The sequence below is a fragment of the Acinetobacter sp. YH12218 genome, assembly GCF_013417925.1.
Taxonomy (GTDB): Bacteria; Pseudomonadota; Gammaproteobacteria; order Pseudomonadales; family Moraxellaceae; genus Acinetobacter; species Acinetobacter amyesii.
The window spans coordinates 18350-42129 of record NZ_VPDB01000002.1 but is presented as its reverse complement, the minus strand read 5'-3'; the positions used below and the strand labels follow the sequence as shown (position 1 = coordinate 42129).

23 protein-coding genes are annotated in these 23780 nt (G+C 41.0%); 10 read left to right on the top strand and 13 right to left on the bottom strand.

What is annotated here, in order from left to right; all coding sequences use genetic code 11:
- Nucleotides 1–131: 131 nt before the first annotated feature.
- From rpoD to FTV03_RS01045, 6 genes are all read left to right on the top strand, one after another.
- On the top strand, nucleotides 132–2021 hold the full coding sequence (gene rpoD, locus FTV03_RS01070) for an RNA polymerase sigma factor RpoD (RefSeq protein ID WP_078192191.1): 1890 nt from the start codon (nucleotides 132–134) through the stop codon (nucleotides 2019–2021).
- A 127-nt stretch (nucleotides 2022–2148) separates the two neighbouring features.
- Nucleotides 2149–2436 carry a YbeD family protein gene (locus tag FTV03_RS01065; RefSeq protein WP_078191448.1) on the top strand — a complete coding sequence of 96 codons (288 nt, stop codon included), beginning with the start codon at nucleotides 2149–2151 and terminating at the stop codon, nucleotides 2434–2436.
- 155 nt (nucleotides 2437–2591) lie between these two features.
- The gene (gene lipB, locus FTV03_RS01060; protein ID WP_180183115.1) at nucleotides 2592–3251 is read left to right on the top strand and encodes a lipoyl(octanoyl) transferase LipB; all 660 of its coding nucleotides are present in this window, start codon (nucleotides 2592–2594) and stop codon (nucleotides 3249–3251) included.
- Nucleotides 3252–3326: 75 nt separating this feature from the next.
- Nucleotides 3327–3860: a hypothetical protein gene (locus FTV03_RS01055; protein WP_180011534.1), complete on the top strand. Its 534-nt coding sequence runs from the start codon at nucleotides 3327–3329 to the stop codon at nucleotides 3858–3860.
- Nucleotides 3861–3863: 3 nt separating this feature from the next.
- Nucleotides 3864–5048 (top strand): iron-containing alcohol dehydrogenase, encoded by a 1185-nt coding sequence (locus tag FTV03_RS01050; protein ID WP_180039544.1) that lies wholly within the window; start codon nucleotides 3864–3866, stop codon nucleotides 5046–5048.
- A gap of 265 nt (nucleotides 5049–5313) precedes the next feature.
- Nucleotides 5314–6711 (top strand): APC family permease, encoded by a 1398-nt coding sequence (locus FTV03_RS01045; RefSeq protein ID WP_180039542.1) that lies wholly within the window; start codon nucleotides 5314–5316, stop codon nucleotides 6709–6711.
- Between the two features lie 59 nt (nucleotides 6712–6770).
- On the opposite strand, the gene FTV03_RS01040 is transcribed toward FTV03_RS01045, so the two are convergent.
- The 3 genes from FTV03_RS01040 to FTV03_RS01030 form a co-directional block, all read right to left on the bottom strand.
- Entirely contained in the window at nucleotides 6771–7409 is a 639-nt protein-coding gene (locus FTV03_RS01040) for a hypothetical protein (RefSeq protein ID WP_180005060.1), read from the bottom strand.
- Nucleotides 7387–8199, bottom strand: a complete 813-nt coding sequence (locus FTV03_RS01035; RefSeq protein WP_180005061.1) for a DUF6502 family protein — start codon at nucleotides 8197–8199, stop codon at nucleotides 7387–7389. The genes FTV03_RS01040 and FTV03_RS01035 overlap by 23 nt, the downstream gene beginning before the upstream one ends.
- A gap of 66 nt (nucleotides 8200–8265) precedes the next feature.
- A complete protein-coding gene (locus FTV03_RS01030; protein ID WP_180039540.1) occupies nucleotides 8266–9462 on the bottom strand; it encodes a cupin-like domain-containing protein in 1197 nt (398 codons plus the stop codon).
- Between the two features lie 152 nt (nucleotides 9463–9614).
- On the opposite strand from FTV03_RS01030, the gene FTV03_RS01025 reads away from it, so the two are divergent.
- Together FTV03_RS01025 and FTV03_RS01020 are read left to right on the top strand one after the other, a co-directional pair.
- Complete coding sequence (locus FTV03_RS01025; RefSeq protein WP_180007577.1) at nucleotides 9615–10010, top strand: hypothetical protein; 396 nt, start codon at nucleotides 9615–9617, stop codon at nucleotides 10008–10010.
- Between the two features lie 70 nt (nucleotides 10011–10080).
- Nucleotides 10081–11652 (top strand): PT dipeptide repeat lipoprotein, encoded by a 1572-nt coding sequence (locus FTV03_RS01020; protein ID WP_180039538.1) that lies wholly within the window; start codon nucleotides 10081–10083, stop codon nucleotides 11650–11652.
- Nucleotides 11653–11763: 111 nt separating this feature from the next.
- Here FTV03_RS01020 and FTV03_RS01015 read toward each other — a convergent pair whose 3' ends face one another.
- From FTV03_RS01015 to rplU, 10 genes are all read right to left on the bottom strand, one after another.
- The gene (locus tag FTV03_RS01015) at nucleotides 11764–12264 is read right to left on the bottom strand and encodes a hypothetical protein (protein ID WP_218950593.1); all 501 of its coding nucleotides are present in this window, start codon (nucleotides 12262–12264) and stop codon (nucleotides 11764–11766) included.
- Between the two features lie 168 nt (nucleotides 12265–12432).
- Entirely contained in the window at nucleotides 12433–12912 is a 480-nt protein-coding gene (locus tag FTV03_RS01010; protein ID WP_078192202.1) for a tRNA (cytidine(34)-2'-O)-methyltransferase, read from the bottom strand.
- 323 nt (nucleotides 12913–13235) lie between these two features.
- Nucleotides 13236–14636, bottom strand: coding sequence for a siroheme synthase CysG (gene cysG, locus FTV03_RS01005; protein WP_180039536.1), 1401 nt, complete (start codon nucleotides 14634–14636; stop codon nucleotides 13236–13238).
- 73 nt (nucleotides 14637–14709) lie between these two features.
- A complete protein-coding gene (serS, locus tag FTV03_RS01000; protein WP_168378122.1) occupies nucleotides 14710–15981 on the bottom strand; it encodes a serine--tRNA ligase in 1272 nt (423 codons plus the stop codon).
- A 117-nt stretch (nucleotides 15982–16098) separates the two neighbouring features.
- Nucleotides 16099–16890, bottom strand: a complete 792-nt coding sequence (locus tag FTV03_RS00995) for an RsiV family protein (RefSeq protein ID WP_180039534.1) — start codon at nucleotides 16888–16890, stop codon at nucleotides 16099–16101.
- Between the two features lie 161 nt (nucleotides 16891–17051).
- Complete coding sequence (lolA, locus tag FTV03_RS00990; protein WP_180011509.1) at nucleotides 17052–17747, bottom strand: outer membrane lipoprotein chaperone LolA; 696 nt, start codon at nucleotides 17745–17747, stop codon at nucleotides 17052–17054.
- A 232-nt stretch (nucleotides 17748–17979) separates the two neighbouring features.
- Nucleotides 17980–18048, bottom strand: a complete 69-nt coding sequence (locus FTV03_RS17850) for a hypothetical protein (protein WP_373685108.1) — start codon at nucleotides 18046–18048, stop codon at nucleotides 17980–17982.
- Between the two features lie 41 nt (nucleotides 18049–18089).
- Nucleotides 18090–19337 (bottom strand): hypothetical protein, encoded by a 1248-nt coding sequence (locus FTV03_RS18120; protein WP_373685106.1) that lies wholly within the window; start codon nucleotides 19335–19337, stop codon nucleotides 18090–18092.
- Nucleotides 19338–19666: 329 nt separating this feature from the next.
- Nucleotides 19667–19921: a 50S ribosomal protein L27 gene (gene rpmA / locus FTV03_RS00975; RefSeq protein WP_067764378.1), complete on the bottom strand. Its 255-nt coding sequence runs from the start codon at nucleotides 19919–19921 to the stop codon at nucleotides 19667–19669.
- A gap of 19 nt (nucleotides 19922–19940) precedes the next feature.
- Nucleotides 19941–20252, bottom strand: a complete 312-nt coding sequence (gene rplU, locus FTV03_RS00970) for a 50S ribosomal protein L21 (RefSeq protein ID WP_078191390.1) — start codon at nucleotides 20250–20252, stop codon at nucleotides 19941–19943.
- Nucleotides 20253–20711: 459 nt separating this feature from the next.
- Here rplU and sdsA point away from each other — a divergent pair, with 459 nt between their 5' ends.
- Nucleotides 20712–21689: an All-trans-nonaprenyl-diphosphate synthase gene (sdsA, locus tag FTV03_RS00965; protein WP_078191391.1), complete on the top strand. Its 978-nt coding sequence runs from the start codon at nucleotides 20712–20714 to the stop codon at nucleotides 21687–21689.
- A 31-nt stretch (nucleotides 21690–21720) separates the two neighbouring features.
- A complete protein-coding gene (locus FTV03_RS00960) occupies nucleotides 21721–23772 on the top strand; it encodes a site-specific recombinase (RefSeq protein WP_180039583.1) in 2052 nt (683 codons plus the stop codon).
- Nucleotides 23773–23780 lie beyond the last annotated feature (8 nt).

Sequence of the window (23780 nt, the reverse complement as noted above, 5' to 3'; positions counted from 1 at the left end):
ATATCTCATTGGACAGCTTGATGCTGTACCGTCCTAATGGGATAAGCCAGCTATTAACAAGATTTAATGAGACGATCGTGCTAAAATGCACGGTTTTTTACTGCCACAGATTCAACGAAGAGTAAGCAAAGATGAGCGATATGACTTCCCCTACTTCTCAAGTAGCGGCTCTGATTAGCCGAGGCAAAGAGCAAGGTTACCTAACTTTCGCCGAGGTTAACGATCATCTCCCGGACTCAATCACTGAAAGTGAACAGATTGAAGACATCATTCAGATGTTGAATGACGTGGGTATTCCGGTACATGATCGTGCACCAGAAACTGACGATACAATGTTTGAAGGTGGCAGCGAAGCGACTGACGAAGTTGCTGAAGAAGAAGCCGCTGCTGTACTTGCATCTGTTGAAAATGAACCCGGTCGTACCACTGACCCTGTGCGTATGTATATGCGCGAAATGGGTACAGTTGAGCTTTTGACACGTGAAGGCGAAATTAGCATTGCAAAACGCATCGAAGAAGGTATTCGTGACGTTTTACATTCTATTGCTTATTGGCCAAATGCAGTCGAAGTTGTATTGCAAGAATATAAAGATTATGAAGCGGGTGAACGCCGTTTAGCTGATATTCTTTCTGGTTATTTAGATCCAGAATCTGACGAAGCCATCCCTGAAGTGATCGACGAAGATGATTCTGAGATCGATGAAGATGAAGCGTCAACCAACAAGCCAACTAAAGATGTCAAACTTGATGATGACGATGAAGAAGAAGAGTCTGAAGGTGATGATGATTCTGAAGGCGAATCTGGTCCAGATCCTGAAATTGCTAAAGCACGTTTCACTGAGCTTGAACAAGCATGGTTAGTCACTAAAGCTGCAATTGAAAAACATGGGCGTAACAGTAAAGAAGCTGCTGCTGCACTTGAAGCACTTGCAACTGTGTTCATGATGTTCAAATTCACACCACGTTTATTCGACATCATCTCTGATTTGATTCGTAATACCCATGACCAAATCCGTACTTCTGAACGTGAAGTTATGCGCTATGCAGTACGTCGTGGTCGTATGGACCGTACTCAATTCCGTACGTCTTTCCCAGGTCAAGAATCTAACTTTGCTTGGTTAGATGAACAAATTGCTAAAGCACCTGCAGAAATGAAAGGCTATCTTGAAAAAGTCCGCCCTGACGTTCTGGCATTCCAACAAAAAATCGCTGACATCGAGAAAGAACTTGGTTTAGATGTTAAAGGCATCAAAGACATTTCTAAACGTATGTCGATTGGTGAAGCGAAAGCTCGCCGTGCGAAAAAGGAAATGGTTGAAGCTAACTTACGTTTGGTAATTTCGATTGCGAAAAAATACACCAACCGTGGTTTGCAATTCCTCGACTTGATCCAAGAAGGTAACATTGGCTTGATGAAAGCGGTGGATAAATTCGAGTATCGTCGTGGTTATAAATTCTCTACTTATGCAACTTGGTGGATTCGTCAGGCGATTACGCGTTCGATTGCCGACCAAGCACGTACTATTCGTATTCCAGTACACATGATCGAAACCATTAACAAGATCAACCGTGTATCTCGCCAACTTCTTCAAGAAATGGGTCGTGAACCTACACCAGAAGAATTAGGTGAACGTCTAGAAATGGACGAAGTGAAAGTTCGTAAAGTGCTTAAAATCGCGAAAGAACCAATTTCAATGGAAACACCAATTGGTGATGATGAAGATTCGCATCTTGGTGACTTCATTGAAGACGGTAATATCACCTCTCCTATTGACGCTGCAACGTCAGAAGGCTTAAAAGAAGCAACACGTGAAGTTCTTGAAAACTTGACTGAACGTGAAGCGAAAGTCTTGAAAATGCGTTTCGGTATCGATATGCCAACCGACCATACCTTGGAAGAAGTGGGTAAACAGTTTGACGTAACACGTGAACGTATTCGTCAGATTGAAGCGAAAGCATTGCGTAAATTACGTCATCCTTCACGCTCAGAACATCTGCGTTCATTCCTTGAGAATGATTAACCTATAACTAGGACAATGCAGGCTTGAATATGGGGTTTTCCGCCCCATATTATGAGCATGTAGCAAATAATTCCAAATACCTGCTCATTGCAGGTATTTTTAAATAATGAGGTGTCCCATGACTGATATGACTAATCGCGCTCCTTCACGTGAATTGCAAGAGCATCTTTGGGTCTTCCCTATGGACTACCCTATTAAATTGATTGGTAATGCAGGTGAAGAACTTCGCCTTGCAGTGAATGAAATTTTTGTTAAACATTTTCCTGATTTTGATGGCAGTAAAATGACTGTGACTCCATCTCGTACAGGTAAATATCATTCAATTACTGCTCAATTACGTTTCGAAGAGTTAGAACAAGTACATGCGGTCTATGCGGATTTAGCAGCTTGTAAACACATTCGTACCGCGCTGTAATTCTGTTGATTTAAATAAAAAAGCACGCTTTCGAGCGTGTTTTTTATGTCTAAGTAATAGTAATACCCTCAAGTAATTCAGTATTTACCCCCCCTTTTGTACGTCTAATTCATTATAATCCATACATGACTTTGATAGAAAAGGACACGAAATACGTGACTGAAACTGTTCAAAAACCCGAATTAATCATTCGTCAATATAACCACCTGACCCCTTATGCAGACCGCTTTTTAGAGATGAAAACTCTCACTGAACAGCGAGATGAAAACTCACCTGATGAGCTGTGGATATTGCAACATCCCGATGTATTAACTCAGGGGCAAGCTGGCAAACCTGAACATATTTTGGTGCAAAGTAACATCCCTGTGGTACAAACAGACCGTGGTGGACAAGTCACTTGGCATGGACCGGGTCAGTTGGTCGCTTATTTCATGTTTGACTTAAATCGCTTAGGTTGGAACGTGCGTACGCTGGTTTCCTATGCAGAAAACTTGATGATCGAACTGCTGAAAAAGTACGGCATCGACGCTTATGCCAAGCCTGATGCACCCGGTGTTTATGTTGCAGAACGCAAAATTGGTTCTCTCGGTTTTAAAATTCGTAAAGGCCGCAGTTATCACGGTTTGGCACTGAATATCGATTGTGATCTATTTGGTTTTCATACCATTAATCCATGTGGCTATGCTGGATTAGAAATGGTACGCATACAAGATTTAGTACAGGACTACCCTAAATTTGAAAACTTATGCGTCGATATCATTGATACTTTGAAAAACAGTGGTTACTTTAAAGACGTAACAGTCAAACAACTATAAAAGACTTTGCTTTCTCAAATAAAATAATTTAGAGTAAAAGCTCTAAATTAATAATTATAGATAAGGGATGTACACGTGATTGCAACTAAATCCGTTAAACCCGCGCTCCAGCAGGCCTATGTCAAACTCATGATGGATGTGATTGGCAGAGGTCTGGTCATGGCGAGCCAGGTCGATGAAGAAATTAAACAAGAAGTTGCTAAATTTCCAGTTAATTTTATTTTATCTATGAATGTTTTTCCTAATGGTGCTGCATTTGTCGCGCAAGTCACGGAAGACCACCAACTCAAACTCCTCACACCCGGCACTCAAAAGCCTGACTTAACCATTACGTTTAAGCATTTGAATCATGCCTTTTTGGTCTTCTCATTTCAAGAAAGTACCGCACAAGCCTTTGCCAATGACCGCATGATCGCCGATGGTGATTTGTCTTATGCCATCCGACTGGTGCGTTGTCTCAACAAAATGGAAGCGTTAATTTTACCTAAATTGGTGGCTGAATTGGCTGTCAAAGAATATCCAACACATTTAAGCCTAAAAGAAAAACTGAGCGGTGCTGCAAATATTTATTTAAAAGTAGCCCAGTCTTATTTAAAACGGAGCGCATAACACATGGCTAAACCATATTACGAATTTTTCTGTCCTGTAAAAGTGATTGCTGGCCATGCTGCTTTAGAACACATTCCATTCGAACTGTCTACTTTGGGTGCTAAACGCCCTATGATCATTACTGACAAAGGCGTTCGCAGTAATCAATTACTTGCACCGATTGAAGCGGCATTTGAAAGTACCGAGACGGTGATTGGCTATATTTTTGATGATGTTCCGCCAGACTCAAGTCTAGAAACCGTACGTAAAGCGGCTCAACTTTACCGCGACAACCAATGTGATGCCATTATTGCCGTCGGTGGCGGTTCAGTGATTGATACCTCTAAAGCAACCAACATCTTGGTATCTGAAGGTGGCGATGACTTACTGAAATACTCAGGTGCGCACAACTTACCAAAACCTTTAAAACCATTTTTTGTGATTCCAACAACCTCAGGGACAGGTTCAGAAGTGACTATGGTCGCTGTGGTTTCTGACCCTGAAAAGAATGTAAAAATGGCCTTTGCATCGAATTATTTGATGCCACATGCGGCAATTCTTGACCCACGTATGACGCAAACTTTGCCACCTCATCTTACGGCGATGACAGCGATGGATGCGATGACGCATGCCATTGAAGCCTATACGTGCATGGCGGCGAACCCGATTTCAGATGCCTATGCAACTGCCGCAATCAAGAAAATCAGCAATAGTTTATTTGGTGTATTAGATAATGCCAGCGATGCGCATGGTCGCTTAGAACTTGCACAAGCCTCAACGATGGCAGGAATTGCATTTTCAAACTCAATGGTTGGATTAGTCCACTCATTGGGTCATGCTTTAGGTGCTGTTGCTCACCTGCCCCACGGCTTATGCATGAATTTATTCTTGCCGTATGTGTTGGAATACAACAAAGAAGTGAATGGCGATAAGATTGCTGAATTGCTATTACCACTGGCTGGTCCTGATATTTATGCACAAACACCGGCCAACCTCCGCGCTGAAAAAGCCATTTCAACGCTTTTAGCCATGCGTGACCGCTTGTTTAGTTTGACCAAATTACCACGTACTTTGAGTGAAACAGGTAAAGTGACTGAAGCTCAATTAGATGAAGTGGCAGAGAAAGCACTGAATGATGGATCTATTATTTATAATCCTAAAGAAGCCAGCTTAGAAGACCTCAAAACTATTCTAAAAAAAGCTTGGTAATTGCTGAAAAATAAGCGAATATAGCGAAAAATTAAGCCTGATGTTTTTTTAAACATCGGGCTTTTCACTTGCAGAACGCAATATCAGTTATTTTTTAATCAAACTGGCATAATTTCTGCTAAAAATAATTTCAAAGTTACTGACAAAATGTACCAATTTGGAGTAGATTGGCGCACTTTTGTTTTAAAACGTAGGGGGGATCGTTCGTCTCAAACGATCCTTAGAATATGACTGATCCTTGATCAACGATAAGAGGATAACGCCGTTGACAAATATCTCTGGGACTCAATCGGCAGCTAAACTGCAAAAAACGCTTGGACTCTGGCACATTATTATTATTGGTTTGGCTTACATTCAGCCGATGACCTTGTTCGATACCTTCGGTCTAGTTTCTGAAGAAAGTCATCGACACGTGCCGACATCTTACATTATTGCCCTGATTGCAATTTTGTTTACCTCTATCAGTTATGGACATATGATCCGTCGCTATCCATCATCGGGTTCGGCGTATACCTATGCTCAAAAATCCATTCACCCGAACGTAGGTTTCATGGTCGGTTGGTCGTCATGGCTAGATTACCTGCTGTCTCCAATGGTGAATATTATTCTTGCAGTGATTTACCTTGAAGCACTATTTCCAACAGTAAACCACTGGGTATGGGTCATTGTGCTAACGGCATTCATGACTGGAATTAACTTACGCGGTGCGCGTTTTGTTGCTAACTTTAACAGCTTGATTGTACTTGTGCAGTTATTAGTAATTGGTATTTTCACGTGGATGGTCTACAGCAAGCTTCAAATGGGCTTCAATGCTGATGGCCCTATTTCTGCTGCAGAACGCTACCAATTATGGAGCCTTGAGCCATTCTGGAATGAGCTGACGTCTGTGGGTGCGCTGATTACAGGTGCAACATTACTGTGCTTCTCGTTCACTGGTTTTGACTCATTAAGTTCATTGGCAGAAGAAACCAAAGATACTGAGAAAACACTGCCGAAAGCGATTTTCTTAACTGCTTTAATCGCAGGGATTATCTTCATTATTAGTACCTACTTCATGCAGCTGTTCTTCCCTGCTGAGCCAGGTAACTATTTCAAGAATATTGCTGAAACACAGCCAGAGATACTCTTGCTCGTCGGCGGCTCACTGTTCCAATCCTATGTTTTAACTTTTGCGATTGTGACAGTAATGGCATCAGGTATTTCTGCTCACGCAGGTGTATCACGTTTAATGTATGTTATGGGCCGTGATGGTGTTATTAATAAGAAAATCTTCGGTCATATCAGCCCGAAAAATTTCACCCCGTCTTATAACATCATGATCGTAGGTGCGGTTGCATTAACTGCGGGCTTTATGAATCTTGATATTGTCATTTCGATGATTAGTTTTGGTGCATTGACAGCCTTTACTTTCGTGAACTTATCTGTGATTTCACGTTATGCACTTCGTGATGGCCGCACAAAAACAGCCAAAGATATTTTTAGCTTTGTCGTTATTCCAATGCTTGGCTTTATCAGTATCTTTGCGATGTGGTTAGAAATTGAAGAAACTGCATTGAAATATGGTTTATGGTGGGCAATGTTCGGTATTTTATACCTTGGTTATAAAACTAAAGGTTTTAAACACCCTGCACCGCAACATAACGAATTTGATGACAAACTATAAGTTTTCCATCTCATAAAAAAAAGGCGCTTTAAGCGCCTTTTTTGTTTTAAATATACCAATTAAGGTTGTATGGATTTTCTAGATTGCTGAAATTGAATTGAAATTTCTTCACACTTGTCTGGTGTATTGCCTTTTAATTCAACCGATGCTCCATCACCGTGTGACCATATACCATCTTCAACAGTCTCTAAATTTACAGCTGCTTCAAATATATGCTGTTGTTGTGGATAGAGTTTGATATCTATAGGTGTATCACATACTTGTTTTGGAAAATATGGTCTAACCTGCTCGAATAATTGCATGGTTAATGGCATATCACATTGCAAATGAATGGTGACTGGTACGCTATTGGTATTTTTTAAGATCAATTGAACATTTTGCGAATTAAGATCCGCTTGGGCAGCAGGTATTTCTACATACGTTTTTGTGTCAATCGACTGACGATCAAATGGATTGAGGAAGGCTAATTTACGTTCCACGCCATAACAAGAATCCTGCACGGAAGCTGAAAACTCTAAATATCGTGTCCCCAAGATAATTGTTCCGCGGCCATCCCCTGCATGACCGATATCAATGATTGGATCACCTGTACCTTCAATTGTAACCCCACCACTTCGAAAAAACTCTATGTCACAACCCGCTAAAACGCTGATCAAGCCACAAAGGGTTAAAGTCTTAAAATTTAATTTTCGCATCATGTTGATAAACTCCAAAGCGAAATGCACGATTTGCTTCAGGATTCCCGTCATCCATTGCGCAACGCTCCGCGGCAAGTTTTAAAAGTTGTAGTGAGTATTTCTGCCAAAGCTCTAAGCTCATTTCATGTAATTTATTAATCGATTCTTCTGTTAATTCGTCAGCACAAATGGCTTGTTCTAAGTAAGGTATTTCATCAGGATTCAATAAATTATGCAAACCCGCTTCTAAATGCGCTTGAACATTTCGTGTTAAAATTTTACGTGCTTCTAACTGCGAAGGATCAGGAATAAAACGACGCTGTTGTAAATATATCTGCCCATCTTTTTCTGTCGCAATTTCAAGCCTTATAAGCTCGTTGAGTACTGAACGCGGATGACGTTCTGTTGAAATTCTTTTCACCAGCATTTCAAAGCTATTTTCTGACTCACTGCTAAATGGTAAAGAATCCCCCCAACCTTCTGCAAGCCACAAACCCATCACACGTGATGGCACACTAATCGGCTCCGAAACAGTCGCTTCGGTCAAATCCTTACCTTCAGAAATCACTTCTTTATAAGCAGTCACGTCTTTACGGTGTAGGCCAGAAAGTAAACTGATCGCGGAAATCGTCGGTTTTTGATCGATACGCTCTAACTCTTGTACAGCTTGTTGGAAAAAAACCGGTTTCAATGCAGCAGTAAACTCGGTATATCCCACACCTGAGCGAATCAGCCATTGGCTCAGCTCATTCATCAGCACCAATACTTGCTGTAAATTTTGATCTGCCTCATTAGTGAGAAGTTTGCTCATTGAATTGCCATGAAAATTAGACTGCATAAGTGAAATTTTCGCATTGTTTAATCTACTTCACAATTTTTATCTGATGAGATCTTGAGGATATTCAGTAAAAAAATGATTATTTACATTAAAATGCGTAAAAGAAACACTGATCGACATATCTAAACTTTCAACACTATGCCACCAACCAATTGGGATAAATAAGGTTTCCCCTGGTTGCAAAATGCACTCGAACGGTGTCACATTTTCTAACAGTGGATAGGCTACTAGATCAGCCTTTGCGACGTCTGAAACCTGACTGAATACCCAATGATCGTTATACATATACGGCATTTGCCATGCAGGAATCAAAGTCACTTTTTTACGTCCATAGATTTGTGCCAACATATTATTGGTTAAGTCATAATGCAGTGGTGTAAATGTGCCTGCAGGGCCAAACCATAAAAAATGTCGATCTTTGATCTCTTTTTGACAATAACCTTTGGCGAAGTCACCTAGATCCTCACTTATCTTTTGCATGAACTGCTTATTTTGAGCGGCGTTATTCGCAGTTAAATAAATGTCATTGCTACGCTTAGTGGCTTTGATTTGTGCGACAAAATCTTGCATCAAAATAATGCGTTTCAACTGTACCGATTTTTTTTCAAAATCTTGATACTGCTCACGATGCATCTGGACTTCAACCAACTCATTTTCAAAATGCTGTGCAAAATATTTAGGACTCCATTTATGCAATGCAGGCCAATGTTGTATCCCACCTTTTAAAATGACCGGCCGCATCTGGCTATAATACTGCTCTAGAAATGTTGCAAAATCAGGTGTTTCTATGCAATCGATTGTGGATGAAATGTGGTCGTTCAATTGATTCAATTGACCCATCACCTGTAATAACCAGCGCTGTTTATTCTGCTGTTGCTGTAGTTGCTTCAGTTTTTTAAAAATTACGTTATTGTTTACATGCTTTAAAAACTGAATGATCAAATGATTTGAAATATTTTTTTGCTTAATTTTTTCTAAAATTTCAACTGTCTCTAAGCCCTCAAGACTGTAGTCCAAAAGTTCATTTTGCAGCTGTTCTGAAAGTTGTTCATCTTCAGAAAATAAGTATTGATCCACCCTTGGGCTTAATCCATGTGATTGTAAAATTAGACTTATTTTCTGTACATCGCAACCATTTTCAATATTTTCATTCAACCAATTTTGCCATTCCGTCGGTAAGGACTGATACCAATTTTTACTTTGCTTTAGATGTTCACTCTGGCTTTCTACATTCATTTTCACCACTCCACCCTCTTTACAAGTGAAGTATAAATGATCTATTTTTAAAATGCTAAATTTTCGCATTTTATAATTATTTAAACACCGCGAATGTTATGAATCCGTCAAATATCACGCGGAATGACATAACAAAGTAAAGGAGAAAGTTCATGAAAATTCGTCATTTAGTCATCGTTAGCAGTCTGTCTTTAGCTTCAATACCGGTATATGCAGGTTTTGCCGATACCATGCGTGATTTAAGAAATACGCTGAATCAATTTAATGAAACATCCAAAGAAGTATCGAATACCGCAAAAGAATGGACAGGCAGTCAGGCCACGACTAATTCAAATTATGCTGCAAATGGTTTCAGTATGGGACAGCAACTTAGACCTAAAATTAATAATCTACCGCTTTATAAAACTGCCGATAAATCGAGCCAAGTCATTAATAAACTGTCAAAAAATGCAGATATTATTTTTGCGGGAAACATGACTAAAACAGGTTTGATAGAAGTCACTACAGAACATGGCAATGGCTGGATTGAATCACACCTTGTTCAATAAATCTTGATTTTAAATGTTTATACAACCGCATCAGCCGTACATAACAACTTTACTCTATTGAGCACTAGTCATGAATAATAATCACAAAATCAGCATTATCGCTGCTGTATTTACGACATTGGTGGGCTGTGGTGGATCAAGCTCCAATGATGGTGGCGCGACACCTACACCTACACCTACACCTACACCTACGCCAACGCCAACGCCAACGCCAACGCCAACGCCAACGCCAACGCCAACGCCAACAACTGTAGCGGATAAATTCACAGGAGAATGGATTCAAGGGAACTCTGCACTCGGTAACAGTAATTGTGATTTGCCACAAATTTCAATTCATAAAACCAGTGAAAATTCAGTCAGTTCACTGAACGAAGAACTAAAATATGCGGTACACAATAGTTCAAGTAAAACTTGCAGCGGTGAATTTATTTCCAAACGCTATCAATTACTTCATGACATGGTCATGAGTGAAATACAGCCAGCTGCAACACTAAATAACTTTGAATATCATTCGATTAAGTTTCAACCAGTCAGAGGTGGCGCGACGAGCAACCGTGTCTTAACTTTTTTAAATAATCATTCTTTCTGCGTGATTAACGCGACGATTTCAAATCCAAGCTATATCATCATGCAACGAGGTCTAATTACCGACCCACTCAAGGACAGCCGCTGCTATACAAAAAATTCCAATGAATTCTTCACCAATTTAAAACCGAAAACCAAAATCACAACTGCAGACTTCAAGACTGAGAGCTTTATTAATACCACCGACACTGTGAACTTCTTGGCTCAGCTTAATACAATGGGACAAAGCGGTTATAAGTTAATTGGCTATGATTCTAAAACTTTGGACAATGGTAATGTTAATAGCTACATGAAACTTGCTAGTGAAAATACGCGTTTCAATCATATTGTGGCAGATCGTACAGCACCCTCTACCGCTGACATATATTTTACATGGCGTAATCAGTTAAATGAAAAAGGCAAATCAGGCTATCAATACTTGCATAGTTTCAGACCGACCAATGCCCTGAATTTCAAAGATTATTTCATTAAAAAAGAAAACGATACCGCGACATATACCTATGACAGCGGCTATGTTTCCCCACTCGTTGACCCAGTGCAGCTAGAAACAATGCTCAATACACTGGGTGCCCAAGGCTGCCGTATTATTCAATTCAAAAGCTATTTCACTGGTTTACGTCCTGAAATTCTAAACGGCAATCAAAACAGCCCTAAAGTTGCAACCTGTATAAATAGCAGCGCACACCATGGCACCTACAGCTATCGCTATAAAACTTACCCAACCGGCAGCAATAGTGTAGAGCGCAGCTTAAAATTACAGGAGTTGATTGATGAGCAAGCTAAAGACGGTTACCGCTTAGTCAGCCGTGCTTTAGATATGAGTTCAACCACCAAAAACGGCATGCTGTTTATGAAAGACAGCGAAAACACTAATGTCGGTGAGTTTAAAGTCTTTAGTGAAACTGTCTTTGCAACGTCGACATTTAACGACGTCTTACTGAAACGTCTTCAGCAGCAAGGTCAATTGGGTTGGTTATACACCAGCGGTCAACTGCTGTTTGCAAATAATCCAAAACATCTACAAACAGAACTGAGTGACTTTAATTTAATTGATTAATTCATGAGGTAATTTGAGCTTTTAAAAGTACTTAAGCTTTTCTATGTCCTTGTTGTTTCGACATCAAGGACATTAATTATTGAAATGGATCAAAGCAATAATACACACCGATTATTTTAAGCGGCAGTTAAAACCCATCTTGGTATCTACTATATTTTTTTCATACCCTAAACTTTGAATAAATTGATTTCGATCTGCTACTAGCTGTTGATCAGCGACACTAAGACGGGCTTTATTTTTTTGAGCCAAGCTGTATGTTTCATTGACTAAGCCTTGATATAGTCCACATACTTCCTGACGCTTGGCTTTTTTCAATTGGCGACCACCATACCAAGAACGCTCAAAATCGTCGGCTTTTAGTGTTTTTCCCCATTCCTCAATACGCTGATTTTGTCTTTGCTGCATTTCCAGCATGCCCTGTTGTACTTCAGCCTTAGTAAAAGGCTTAACCACCTCAACCTTTGGTACAACTGGAACATTTTCTGTAGTTGTAGTGACGGTCACTGGTGTCTGTTCCGTTGTAGTCGATACGGTTGGATTAGCCCAACTCACTGATGAAATGAATCCGGTCGCAATCACGACACCAAAAGCTTTTAAATTTATAGATTTCAAGTTTTAAGTACCCGTTTTATTTCTTCACAGTGTTCTTATACACATTTTTATATTGATGCTGAAGTTTTTAAGCCCGTATTTTACAAAACTTCATTGCTGTAAATGGTTCACTGTGTTCACTCCCAATAAAAAACCGCTCGATAGAGCGGCTTTTTGAACAGATCACACTTAGACCAATTCTTTAAAGTCTTGCTGACGCCAAGCTTCATATAAAATCACAGCAGTAGCATTAGACAAGTTTAAACTGCGTGAATTTGGTGCCATCGGCAGGCGAATCCAATGTTCTTTCGGGAACATCATACGGACATCTTCCGGCAAACCACGTGTTTCTGGCCCCATTAACAATGCTACAGGACGGTTTAAATCAGAGGTATGCGGTGTTTCAAAACCTTTGGTGGTTAATGGATAAATGGCATCCATCTCAATACCTTGTGCTTTTAAGCCAGCAAGGCATTCTTCAAAGTTTTCCCACACTTTCATGTGTGCCCATTCATGATAATCCAAACCAGCGCGGCGAAGTTTTTTATCATCTAGCTCAAAACCTAATGGTTTGACCAAATGCAACTGCGCTCCAGTATTGGCACATAAACGAATGATATTCCCTGTATTTGCAGGAATTTCTGGCTCGTATAAAACAACATGGATCACAGTTTTTTTCTCTACTCTTTAGTTAAATAATGGCTTAAAGCTCAGGCTATAGTTACAAAGCTAAAGCATAAGTTTAGATGCTACGACAAGCGTTCGCTTATCCTCTTTGCTTAGCTTGCGCATTGCAATTGGACAATACCAGAACTTGCTTATCCTCTTTGCTCAGGCATAGCCTTCGTCTTGCATGTGGACAATTCAGCAGCCTGCTTATCCTCTTTGCTCAGGCATAGCCTTCGTCTTGCATGTGGACAATTCAGCAGCCTGCTTATCCTCTTTGCTCAGGCATAGCCTTCGCCTTGCGCTCGGGCAACGCGTTGCGTTGCTTACCCTCGCTCATGCCATTGAAGTTGTTCACGCAGACTCACCACATCACCAATAATGGTCAATGTAGGCGCCTGAATTTGGTATTCACTGACTTTAGATGCAATATCTGCCAATGTCCCAACCACGACTTTTTGTTCAGGTGTCGTCCCTTTAGAAACCAATGCGACAGGCATGTCTGGACGCTGCCCGTGCGCGATGAGTTTCTCACAAATTTTTTCTAGACCGACCAAGCCCATATACAGCACGAGCGTTTGATTTTGATAAACCAACTCATTCCAAGGTAGCTCAGGTGAACCTTCTTTGAGATGCCCTGTCAAGAAGCGTACACTTTGCGCATAATCTCGATGCGTTAAAGGAATCCCTGCATAAGCCGAACATCCAGAGGCAGCAGTAATTCCCGGAACGACTTGGAAGGCAACGCCTGCCGCAAAGAGTTCCTGAATTTCTTCACCGCCGCGGCCAAAGATGAACGGATCTCCGCCTTTTAAGCGACAGACGCGTTTGCCTTCACTGGCATATTTTACCAGTAAGGCATTAATGCCTTCTTGCGGAACAGCATGATTGGATCGTGCTTTACCTACATAGATTTTTTCAGCGTCACGGCGGCAGAGGTCCATAATCGCCTGAGAAACCAAACGGTCATAGATCACCACATCCGCTTGCTGCATTAAACGCAGGGCTTTTAAGGTCAGCAGTTCAGGATCACCCGGCCCTGCACCCACCAAATACACCTCACCTTTCGGCTGTTTCCATTCCAATAATGCCTGTTCAATCAAACGATTGGCTTCAGTGAAATTGTCATTGAATACCTGCTCTTTGAGCGGGCTTGCATACAAGTCTTCCCAAAAAATACGGCGTTCATCTGGATTGACGATTTTGGCTTTAACGGCTGCGCGCCATTGGCCTGAGAACTCAGCCAGTTTGCCCATGCCATGCGGAATCGAGCTTTCTAACTGGGTGCGTATTTGGCGCGAGAGTACTGGCGATGTGCCATTAGATGCAACGGAGATGACCAGTGGAGAACGGTCAATGATCGCAGGAACCATAAAACGGCAATGCGGCGGATCATCAACACTATTGACCAAGACATTTTCAGCTTCGCAGGCTTCAAATACCGCCTGATTGACAGCTTTGTCATTGGTTGCTGCAATCACTAAACGAAACTGACGCAGCGCAATGGCATTTTCTTGATAAACCGATTCGTGATAAATCGAGTTGAGATATTGACCTTGGGTTTTATTAACCAAGCTCAATAAATCATCTTCAATTTCAGGTGAGCAAACTGTCAGCTGAGCGCCCGCTTTTGCAAGCAGCACAGCCTTTCGATATGCAATTCGACCACCACCAACAATCAGACAAGGTTGCTGCTGCAACTTCAAAGAGATTGGAAAGATATCCACACACGACCTCAATAGTTTAAATCTGATTGTCTTAAGCAATTTTTGTGCACAAATGTATGCACTTTATCGACTATTAATCGATAAATTCAGCACCGCCCATATATGGACGAAGTACTGCTGGAATTTCAATTGAACCGTCTGCACGTTGATAGTTTTCCATCACGGCAAGTAAAGTACGGCCAACGGCCAAACCTGAGCCATTCAGCGTGTGCACAAACTCAGTTTTCTTTTGGTCAGCACGGTAACGCGCTTTCATGCGGCGTGCTTGGAAGTCACCCATGCATGAGCAAGATGAAATTTCACGGTAGGTATTTTGACTTGGTACCCAAACTTCTAAATCATACGTTTTGATTGCGCCAAAGCCCATGTCGCCGCCACAAAGTACGACTTTACGGTACGGTAAACCAAGTGCTTGCAAGATTCCTTCTGCATGGCCTGTTAACTGTTCCAATGCTTCCATTGAAGTTTCAGGTTTTACAATTTGAACCATTTCAACTTTGTCAAATTGATGCTGACGAATTAAGCCACGCGTATCGCGACCATACGAACCCGCTTCACTACGGAAACATGGCGTATGCGCTGCATATTTTAATGGCAAACGTTCTGGGTCAATGATTTCATCACGCACGAAGTTGGTTACAGGCACTTCTGCAGTCGGGATCAAGTAGTATTCTTTTTCGCCTTGAAGTTTAAATAAATCTTCTTCAAATTTAGGCAATTGACCCGTACCACGTAAAGAGTCTGCATTGACCAAATACGGTACATACGCTTCGGTATAGCCATTTTCCAAGGTATGTGTATTTAACATAAATTGGGTAATTGCACGTTGTAAACGCGCCAATGGGCCTTTGAGTACGCTAAAACGAGTACCTGTCAATTTAGTTGCGGTTTCAAATTCTAAACCACCCATCATTTCACCAAGATCAGTATGGTCTTTGACTTCAAAATCAAACTGACGTGGTGTACCCCATTTTAGAACTTCAACATTGTCATTTTCGTCTTTACCTTCAGGCACAGACTCATGAGGTAAATTTGGAATCGATAAAGATTTGGCTTCGAGTTCAGCCTGAAGGTCAGAAAGTGCGAGTTCTGCCGCTTTAATTTCATCACCAATGGCAGACATACGTGCCATGATTTCAGATGCATCACCGCCAGCTTTTTTAATTTGACCAACTTGTTTTGCACCAGCATTACGTTCAGCTTGTAACGACTCAGTTTTAGACTGAATTTCCTTACGGCGAGCTTCAAGGTCTGCCCACTCTGCTACGTTGAGTTGAACACCACGTTTTGCTAAGGCTAAGTTTACAGCCTCAATATTATTTCTGAGTAATTTCGGGTCGATCATAGCCAATCTTAAGTAAAGAAAAAAACTGGCTATAGTGTAAGCTCTTAACACTCAAAAATACAGTGACCGAGCTTACAGCTGCCCCTTATTAGACCAATAATCTTGCTGCAAATTGTCTTATTTGGTTTCGTAATTTGGCAAACTTGGTAAATATTCAGGTTTAAATAGCCCTTTAGCCATAAAATATGGAAGTTTTAGCTCAGGCATGCCCTCTGCGTAGCTCGCCAATTCATACAGCGGATAAGCAAATACGATCCCGTTCGCGCCATAATAAAAATTATCGCTTAACTGTAGTTTTGAACGTTCAATATCATGACTATCTAACCACATATAGTTGGCATCAAATAATGCGCTAATCACTTTCGCATCTGCACCTTTGACTAAGACATCTTGTAAAGCCAAACGTTTTTTGGCTTTTAAATCAAAATTGACATATTCGACATGAGACATGCCGTGAGCAGCATGCGCTGCATAGGTATAGCTTTCGATCGCAAAAGTTGCAATATGCCCCCACTGACTAATGTATCGAACAGAAGTGGTACTTTGACTTAAGCCTGCATCCGTCTTGTCCGATAAATCAATTTTTTGATTCGGCTCAGTTGAAAATGCAATCGGATCTGCCTTTTTAATTCGGTCAGTAAAATATTGATTAATCCAATCAACATTGGTTTCAACCGTTTGAATCGTATATTGGGTACAACCTTCCGCATCGCAAGCTTGTGCTTTCGGCAATTGCATCGCAACAGATTTCGATTGAATAAGTGGAATCGCATCAGCGACGACCGCTGGCTTCTGTTCCGTCGTTGCACCTTCAACAGGTTCATTTCGAGGATGACAGGCCGTTAATGACCCAATTAAAACCACAGCTGAAACAGCCCAAGCTATATTATTCATATGATTTTTTTTCATCCCAAAATTCCCTATAGCAACAGTCAAAACCACAAGTCACTTCATTTAAGCAACCTGCGAATATCAGCATACTACTAAATTTCACTTAAATTCAGCTTGCTGGCTTTACATTTCTCCATAAAAAAAGCAGACCGATGTCTGCTTTTTTTCGTTCATGACAATTATTGATCAATAATGTCCGTACCTTTTGGAGGTACAAAGTTAAAGGTTGACGCTGGAATAGACGCATTCACCTTCACATTATTGAAACGTACATTTGTTGTTTGACCTAATGAGTCTTGGAGAATCATTAAGGTTGGTGCATTTTTCGCACCAAAACTAATGGTTAAGCTTTGAAATACGCCATCATCACTTTTTGGATATAAGGTGTAATAAGTTTTTGTCTTATTTGGCTGTGTAATACGATAAGACTTCATGATTTGAGCCGTATTACCTGACAATAATAATGCAGGTGTATTCGCAACTTGGTCATCTAAGCTTTGGCGTACCGCTTGTTGTAGGTCTGGATCATATATCCAAACTGTTTTACCTGTGGTCGCAATGGTTTGCTTAGATGGGCTGGTTGTTTCCCAATAGAATTTACCCGGGCGCTGAACTTTCATGACCCCAGTAAAAGTTTGGTTCATATGCTGCGCACTTAAACCTTTCTTTTGAGTTGCTTTGGGGTTAGTCACTTTTGTAGTTTGCTGAAAGTTAGCTGTAAAACTTTTAATACCCGATAATTGTTTCACCAAATTGGCAGTTGCCTGCTGCTCCGACGCTGCAACTGGTGCCGCGAATACTGTCGTACTCATAACCGGTGCCAGTGTCGCTGCACCTAATGCCATAGCACAGATGGTTTTACGAAGCATTTTCATAGATTCACCTTTTATATTTGCATCAACGCAATTTGTTAGATGGCTCCATCTTAAACCACTTTCATTGACTAAATTTAGAGAAAATAAGAAGTTTTGTATGGTTATTAATGCAAATTGCTGTTTTTTATTCATCATGATGGAGAAATATAAAGTAAAAAGGCACTTGATTTGACTCAAATGCCTTTCAAATAATTAAACCATGATTTAGCAATTTCAACATTCCAATTTTCAGTTATTTCCATTGCCACCCAATAGCAGCTCCTGCACCAAAGTCACTTTCAGAGTTCCCTGTTGCAGCCAATTTATAGACATATTTATTGCTCTCAGTTACTCCACTAAAACCTACTGCATACCCATACCTACACTGAACATGTTATATCCAGCATCTGTGGGTTGAGGTAAGGAGGCGATTGCAATACTTGAAGCAACAGCACCGTAAACATTATCTTTAAATTTATTGAAATTATGGTTCAATTCATTCACACGTTGATTGGTATAACTATTAGCTTGCTTGAGTACATTTGCCCCATGCTGATCTGTATATGCTTTTGAACTATTTAACACTTCTAGATCTGCTTGACGCATTTGTTTCACGTTTACCGCATCGGTGTCTGCCGTACCAGCTGCCACATGGATAATTTGCCGCTCTGCACCAGCCGAGCCAACGGAAACCGTATTATTGCGGTCAGAGCTTGAACCATTGCCAAGTACAACAGCATTATTTGCAGAGGTGTTGATATTGTTACCAACCACATAGGTATTATTACCAGTGACTGTATTATTGGTACCTAATGCACCAGATCCATCACCACTGACTGTATTGTTTACACCGAGGGCAATAGACTGATTACCATCAGCTTTGTTACCTGCACCGACTGCAATCGCATCTTGTCCATTCGCAGTTGGTTTAGGTGCTGTATTGGCAACGTTTGATTGTATTTTAATGTACGGATCTGTTCCTTTTAAGCTCAATAACCAGTTCACTTCAGTACCTACAAATCCATTTTTTATCGTAAGTTCATATGCACTGAAACCATTTTCACCAGTTAGTCCTTGTGCGCCAACTGCACCACGTAGACTTTCTGACCATTGGTCTTCATTGCCTTCATAACCATTGCTCACCGCAACTTGATAAGCACCTGCACCATCTAGACCATTGCTGCCATTCAGACCGTTCAACCCATCCTTACCATCGATGCCGTCTCGGCCATTGAGTCCATCGACACCATCTTTGCCGTCAATTCCATCTCGGCCATTGAGTCCATCGACACCATCTTTTCCGTCAATTCCGTCACGGCCATTGAGTCCATCGACACCATCTTTGCCGTCTACACCATCCACGCCATCTTTGCCGTCCACACCATCCACGCCATCTTTGCCATCAGCGCCAGGTAAACCTTGATGCCCACCATGAGGTTTTCCTCCTCCCTCATGCCCATAACCATTGCCATTCCCATGACTTGTGTGTCCTTTTCCGCCCGAATGTTGATGTGAATCATTACAACCACTCGAACAGGTTGAACCACCTGAGGTATGTCCTCCTGAACCACCAGCCCATGTAATTGAACCTAGAGAAAGTAAAATACTCACAGCAAGTAATTTTGGTACAGCTTTAATAGCGATTGAAGTTATTTCACCAAGTTGTAGTGTCTTTTAAAATGCAATTTGTTGGCTTTTATCAGGACAATTCCTTTTCTGATAGTCAGCACCGATAAAAACTGTATTCAATATTTTATTCATGTCCTTATCCTTTTTTGTATTTGTACTCCTCTATTACGCTCTTTATATTTTGTGATTTAAATCACTATTTATGGTGATTTATTGATTTATACACTATTTGTAACAATCTAAAAAATACCTCATATTTTATTCAGACGAAAAAAAACCCGCAAAAATGCGGGTTTTTTTTCTATTAAAGCTTACGCTTCAACAGATACGTAGCGACGACCGAATTGGCCTTTCACTTCGAATTTCACAACGCCGTCAGCGGTTGCAAATAAAGTATGGTCACGGCCCATACCTACATTTACACCAGCGTGGAATTCAGTACCACGTTGACGAACGATGATGTTACCAGCAGTCACAGATTGACCGCCGTAGATTTTAACACCCAACATTTTTGGGTTCGAGTCACGACCGTTTTTAGTCGAACCACCGGCTTTTTTAGTTGCCATGTCTACTTACTCCTCGTAATTAGCCTGAAATAGCTGTAATTTTCAACTCAGTGAACCATTGACGGTGACCTTGTTGTTTACGATAGTGTTTACGACGACGCATTTTGATGATGCGGATTTTGTCGTGACGACCATGGCTAACTACTTCAGCAGTTACTTTAGCGCCAGCTACTACTGGTGCACCAATTTGAATGCTGTCACCGTTAACAAGCATCAACACGTCATCAAAAGTAACAGTTGAGCCAGTTTCAGCTTTCAATAATTCTACTTTAAGGGTTTCACCCTCAACTACACGGTGTTGTTTACCACCGCTTTGGATTACTGCGTACATTTAAGTACTCCAAACATGCCCGTGTTGTCGTGCCGGTAAAGGGATATACCGATCTTAAAACGATCGTCACTGGGGTTTCGCAAAGGCAAAGATTTTAAGGGATAACCCGAAAAACAACAAGTCATTTCCGTAAAATATTAGATGAGTATGCGTTTATTATATAAACAGCGTCATTAAAACCATTAAAATGAGTGCTCTATTTCACTTATCATGCTTTTGGCAAGGTTTGACATAGATTTTTAGCAACAATTCGCTAATATACTCTGGACTGACATCAACAACATGCTGTTCAAACAACATGCTAAAGATAAAAGTCTGTTAAAAAATAAGTACAATACTTCCGCTTGATGAAAAAAATCACTTAAGATTAAGTCAATTGAGTAAGTTCTTATCTGTTATTCATATAACAAATTGCTACACTACGTCTGTAATTCAAAAATTATTGAGGTTTCTCTTCATATGACCATCGACTTTAAGCAAGATATTCTCGCGCCTGTTGCCACTGACTTTGCTGCGATGGACAAATTTATTAATGAAGGGATCACATCTAAAGTTGCCTTGGTCATGGCAGTCAGTAAACATGTGGTTGAAGCAGGCGGTAAACGCATGCGTCCAATTATGTGCTTACTTGCAGCAAAAGCTTGTGGTGCAGAAGATTTAGAAAAACACCGTAAACTTGCAGCAATTATTGAAATGCTACATACCGCAACCTTGGTACATGACGACGTAGTAGATGAATCGGGTTTACGCCGTGGTCGCCCAACCGCAAATGCGACATGGAATAATCAAACTGCCGTACTTGTGGGTGATTTTCTAATTTCTCGTGCTTTTGATTTATTGGTGGATCTAGACAGCAAGGTATTACTCAAAGACTTTTCAACGGGTACCTGTGAAATTGCTGAAGGTGAAGTTTTACAACTTCAATCACAGCACCAACCCGAAACCACAGAACAAACTTATTTAGATATTATTCACGGTAAAACTTCGCGTTTATTTGAGCTCGCTACCGAAGGTGCCGCGATTTTGACGGGTACACCAGAGTACCGTGAACCGCTTAGAAAATTTGCCGGACACTTTGGAAATGCCTTTCAAATTATTGACGATATTTTAGATTACACCTCAGATGCTGAAACATTAGGTAAAAATATTGGTGATGATTTGATGGAAGGTAAACCAACTTTACCTTTAATCTCTGCCTTAAAGAATACCACTGGCGAAGAACATGACATTATTCGCCGCAGTATTGCCACAGGTGGTACGGCAGATTTAGAGCGTGTAATTCAGATTGTACAAAGCTCTGGGGCTCTTGATTATTGTAGCCAACGTGCGACTGAAGAAACTGAAGCAGCACTAGCCGCTTTAGCAGCACTACCAGATACTGAATATCGTCAAGCTTTAATCAACCTCGCAAACTTGGCATTACACCGAATTCAATAATTAACAATATTCATCGTAATTCCCCTTGCCTATGCATATAAAACTGAATGATATCTTTTTGACCATGCAGCAACAGCTCGATACCCCTCGGGCTGTGCTGGATGAAAACTTGCTGATCGAATTGGTCAACCGAATTCGACCAGAAGATACAAAAAATACCGACGAAATTAAGAAAAAATTTCAGGCTTTCATCCAAGCTTTACTCATCACGCCAGATGCAGCCTCTACCCTGCAAAGCTTTGTTCTAAAACTCATTAGCCGATATAAACAAACCAGTTTATATGCGGACACGGGTATTTTGTCTCTCGATGGTTTTTGGGGACAACTGTTCCAACGTCTTGGCGCACATTTTCTTCCCCTGATCAATGACGAAACTCAACTACAAGATTTAGTCCGTCGAGTTTTTTATCGTCATAACGACAAATATTGGCTCGACAGTATTGATGATCAGCAATGGATGCAGCTCTTTCGATTGTTTAACCAAGGTCATAGCAATCAGGAAGAAAAAAAGAAAATTCGCCGTGAATTAATTAAGGCCATTACCGTTTTGTCTTATCGGGTGAGTGGTATTGGCTTATATCCTGAATTTATTAATGCGCAGCCTGAACTGACCGAATATGAATCGCCTTTTTTGGTGCAAAACCGTGAAATAAACGATTTTATTCAACAGTATAAAAAGCTCCATCAAAGTGCTGAAGAAATGAGTGCCGTGCTACCGCCGGATGCTTCTCAAGCGTTGGTGATGCTGGAACAATGTCGTGATGTGGTCCTGAAGATTCGCCGTGCGACCAAACGTATTGGTGTAAGTGTCAGTCTGACTTACTTATTATCACTTTTAGAACAGTGTTTAGATCGCTTAGAAATCTTACTCAACCTGATTGTTGAAGAAGATGACGTCCGCTATGTGTCTATGGGCAGTTTACTCAGTGATGTGACTTCAGCGATTTATAGCGAGCGTAGCGTGCGCGATTTACTTGCCACCAATAGTGAATTGGTTGCCCTACAAGTCACCGAAAATGCAAGTAAAACTGGCGAACACTATGTAAGTACGGACAAACAAAGCTTTATGAGCATGTACCGATCTGCGTCAGGTGCCGGTGTGATCATTGCATGTATGGCAACTTTAAAAGTGCTGATGGCCCGTGTCACCATGGCACCGCTCATGCAAGCCATTTCATATAGTCTGAACTACTCTTTCGGCTTTATGCTGATTCATGTCTTACATTTTACTGTTGCCACTAAACAGCCTGCGATGACAGCTGCCGCCCTTGCCTCGACGGTTCAGCATCGTAAAGGCTCGAAAATGGCGCAGATTGCCGAGCTTGCCGCGCTGATTATTAACATCATTCGAACCCAGTTTATTGCAATCTTAGGCAACATCAGTATTGCGATTCCAGTTGCAGCATTGATCGCATTAAGTTGGGACATGGCTTTACATGAGCCATTAATGAATCATGCAAAAGCAGCTAAAACCTTACACGACCTCAATCCATTTACCTCACTGGCTGTGCCACATGCTGCGATAGCTGGAGTATGTTTGTTTTTATCAGGTTTGCTTGCTGGGTACTTTGACAACATGGCGATTTATCGCAAAGTTGGACCTCGGATTCAAGCACATCCAAAGTTAAAACGCATCATGGGTCAAGAGAGACTGGATAAGCTTGCCGCTTACATTGAGCGAAACTTAGGTGCTTTAGCAGGTAACTTCTTATTCGGGATCATGCTGGGCAGTATGGGAACGATTGGATTTATTTTTGGTTTACCTTTAGATATTCGCCATATTGCCTTCGCCTCGGCCAACTTCATTCAAGGCCTCATCAATATTAATGGTTCACCAGACATTGGCTTAATCATTGTGTCATTCTTAGGGGTTATTCTGATCGGTCTGACTAACTTATTCGTCAGTTTCACGTTAACCATTATTGTGGCACTACGGGCACGTCGCGTAAGATTTGAACAATGGAAACCACTGGCTAAACTGGTGATGACTCATTTTCTAACGCGACCAAGTGATTTTTTCTGGCCACCGAAAACCCCACTTGAAGTAGAAGATGGCACACAAGCCAGTAAGAACAATCATTAGCAGATTTG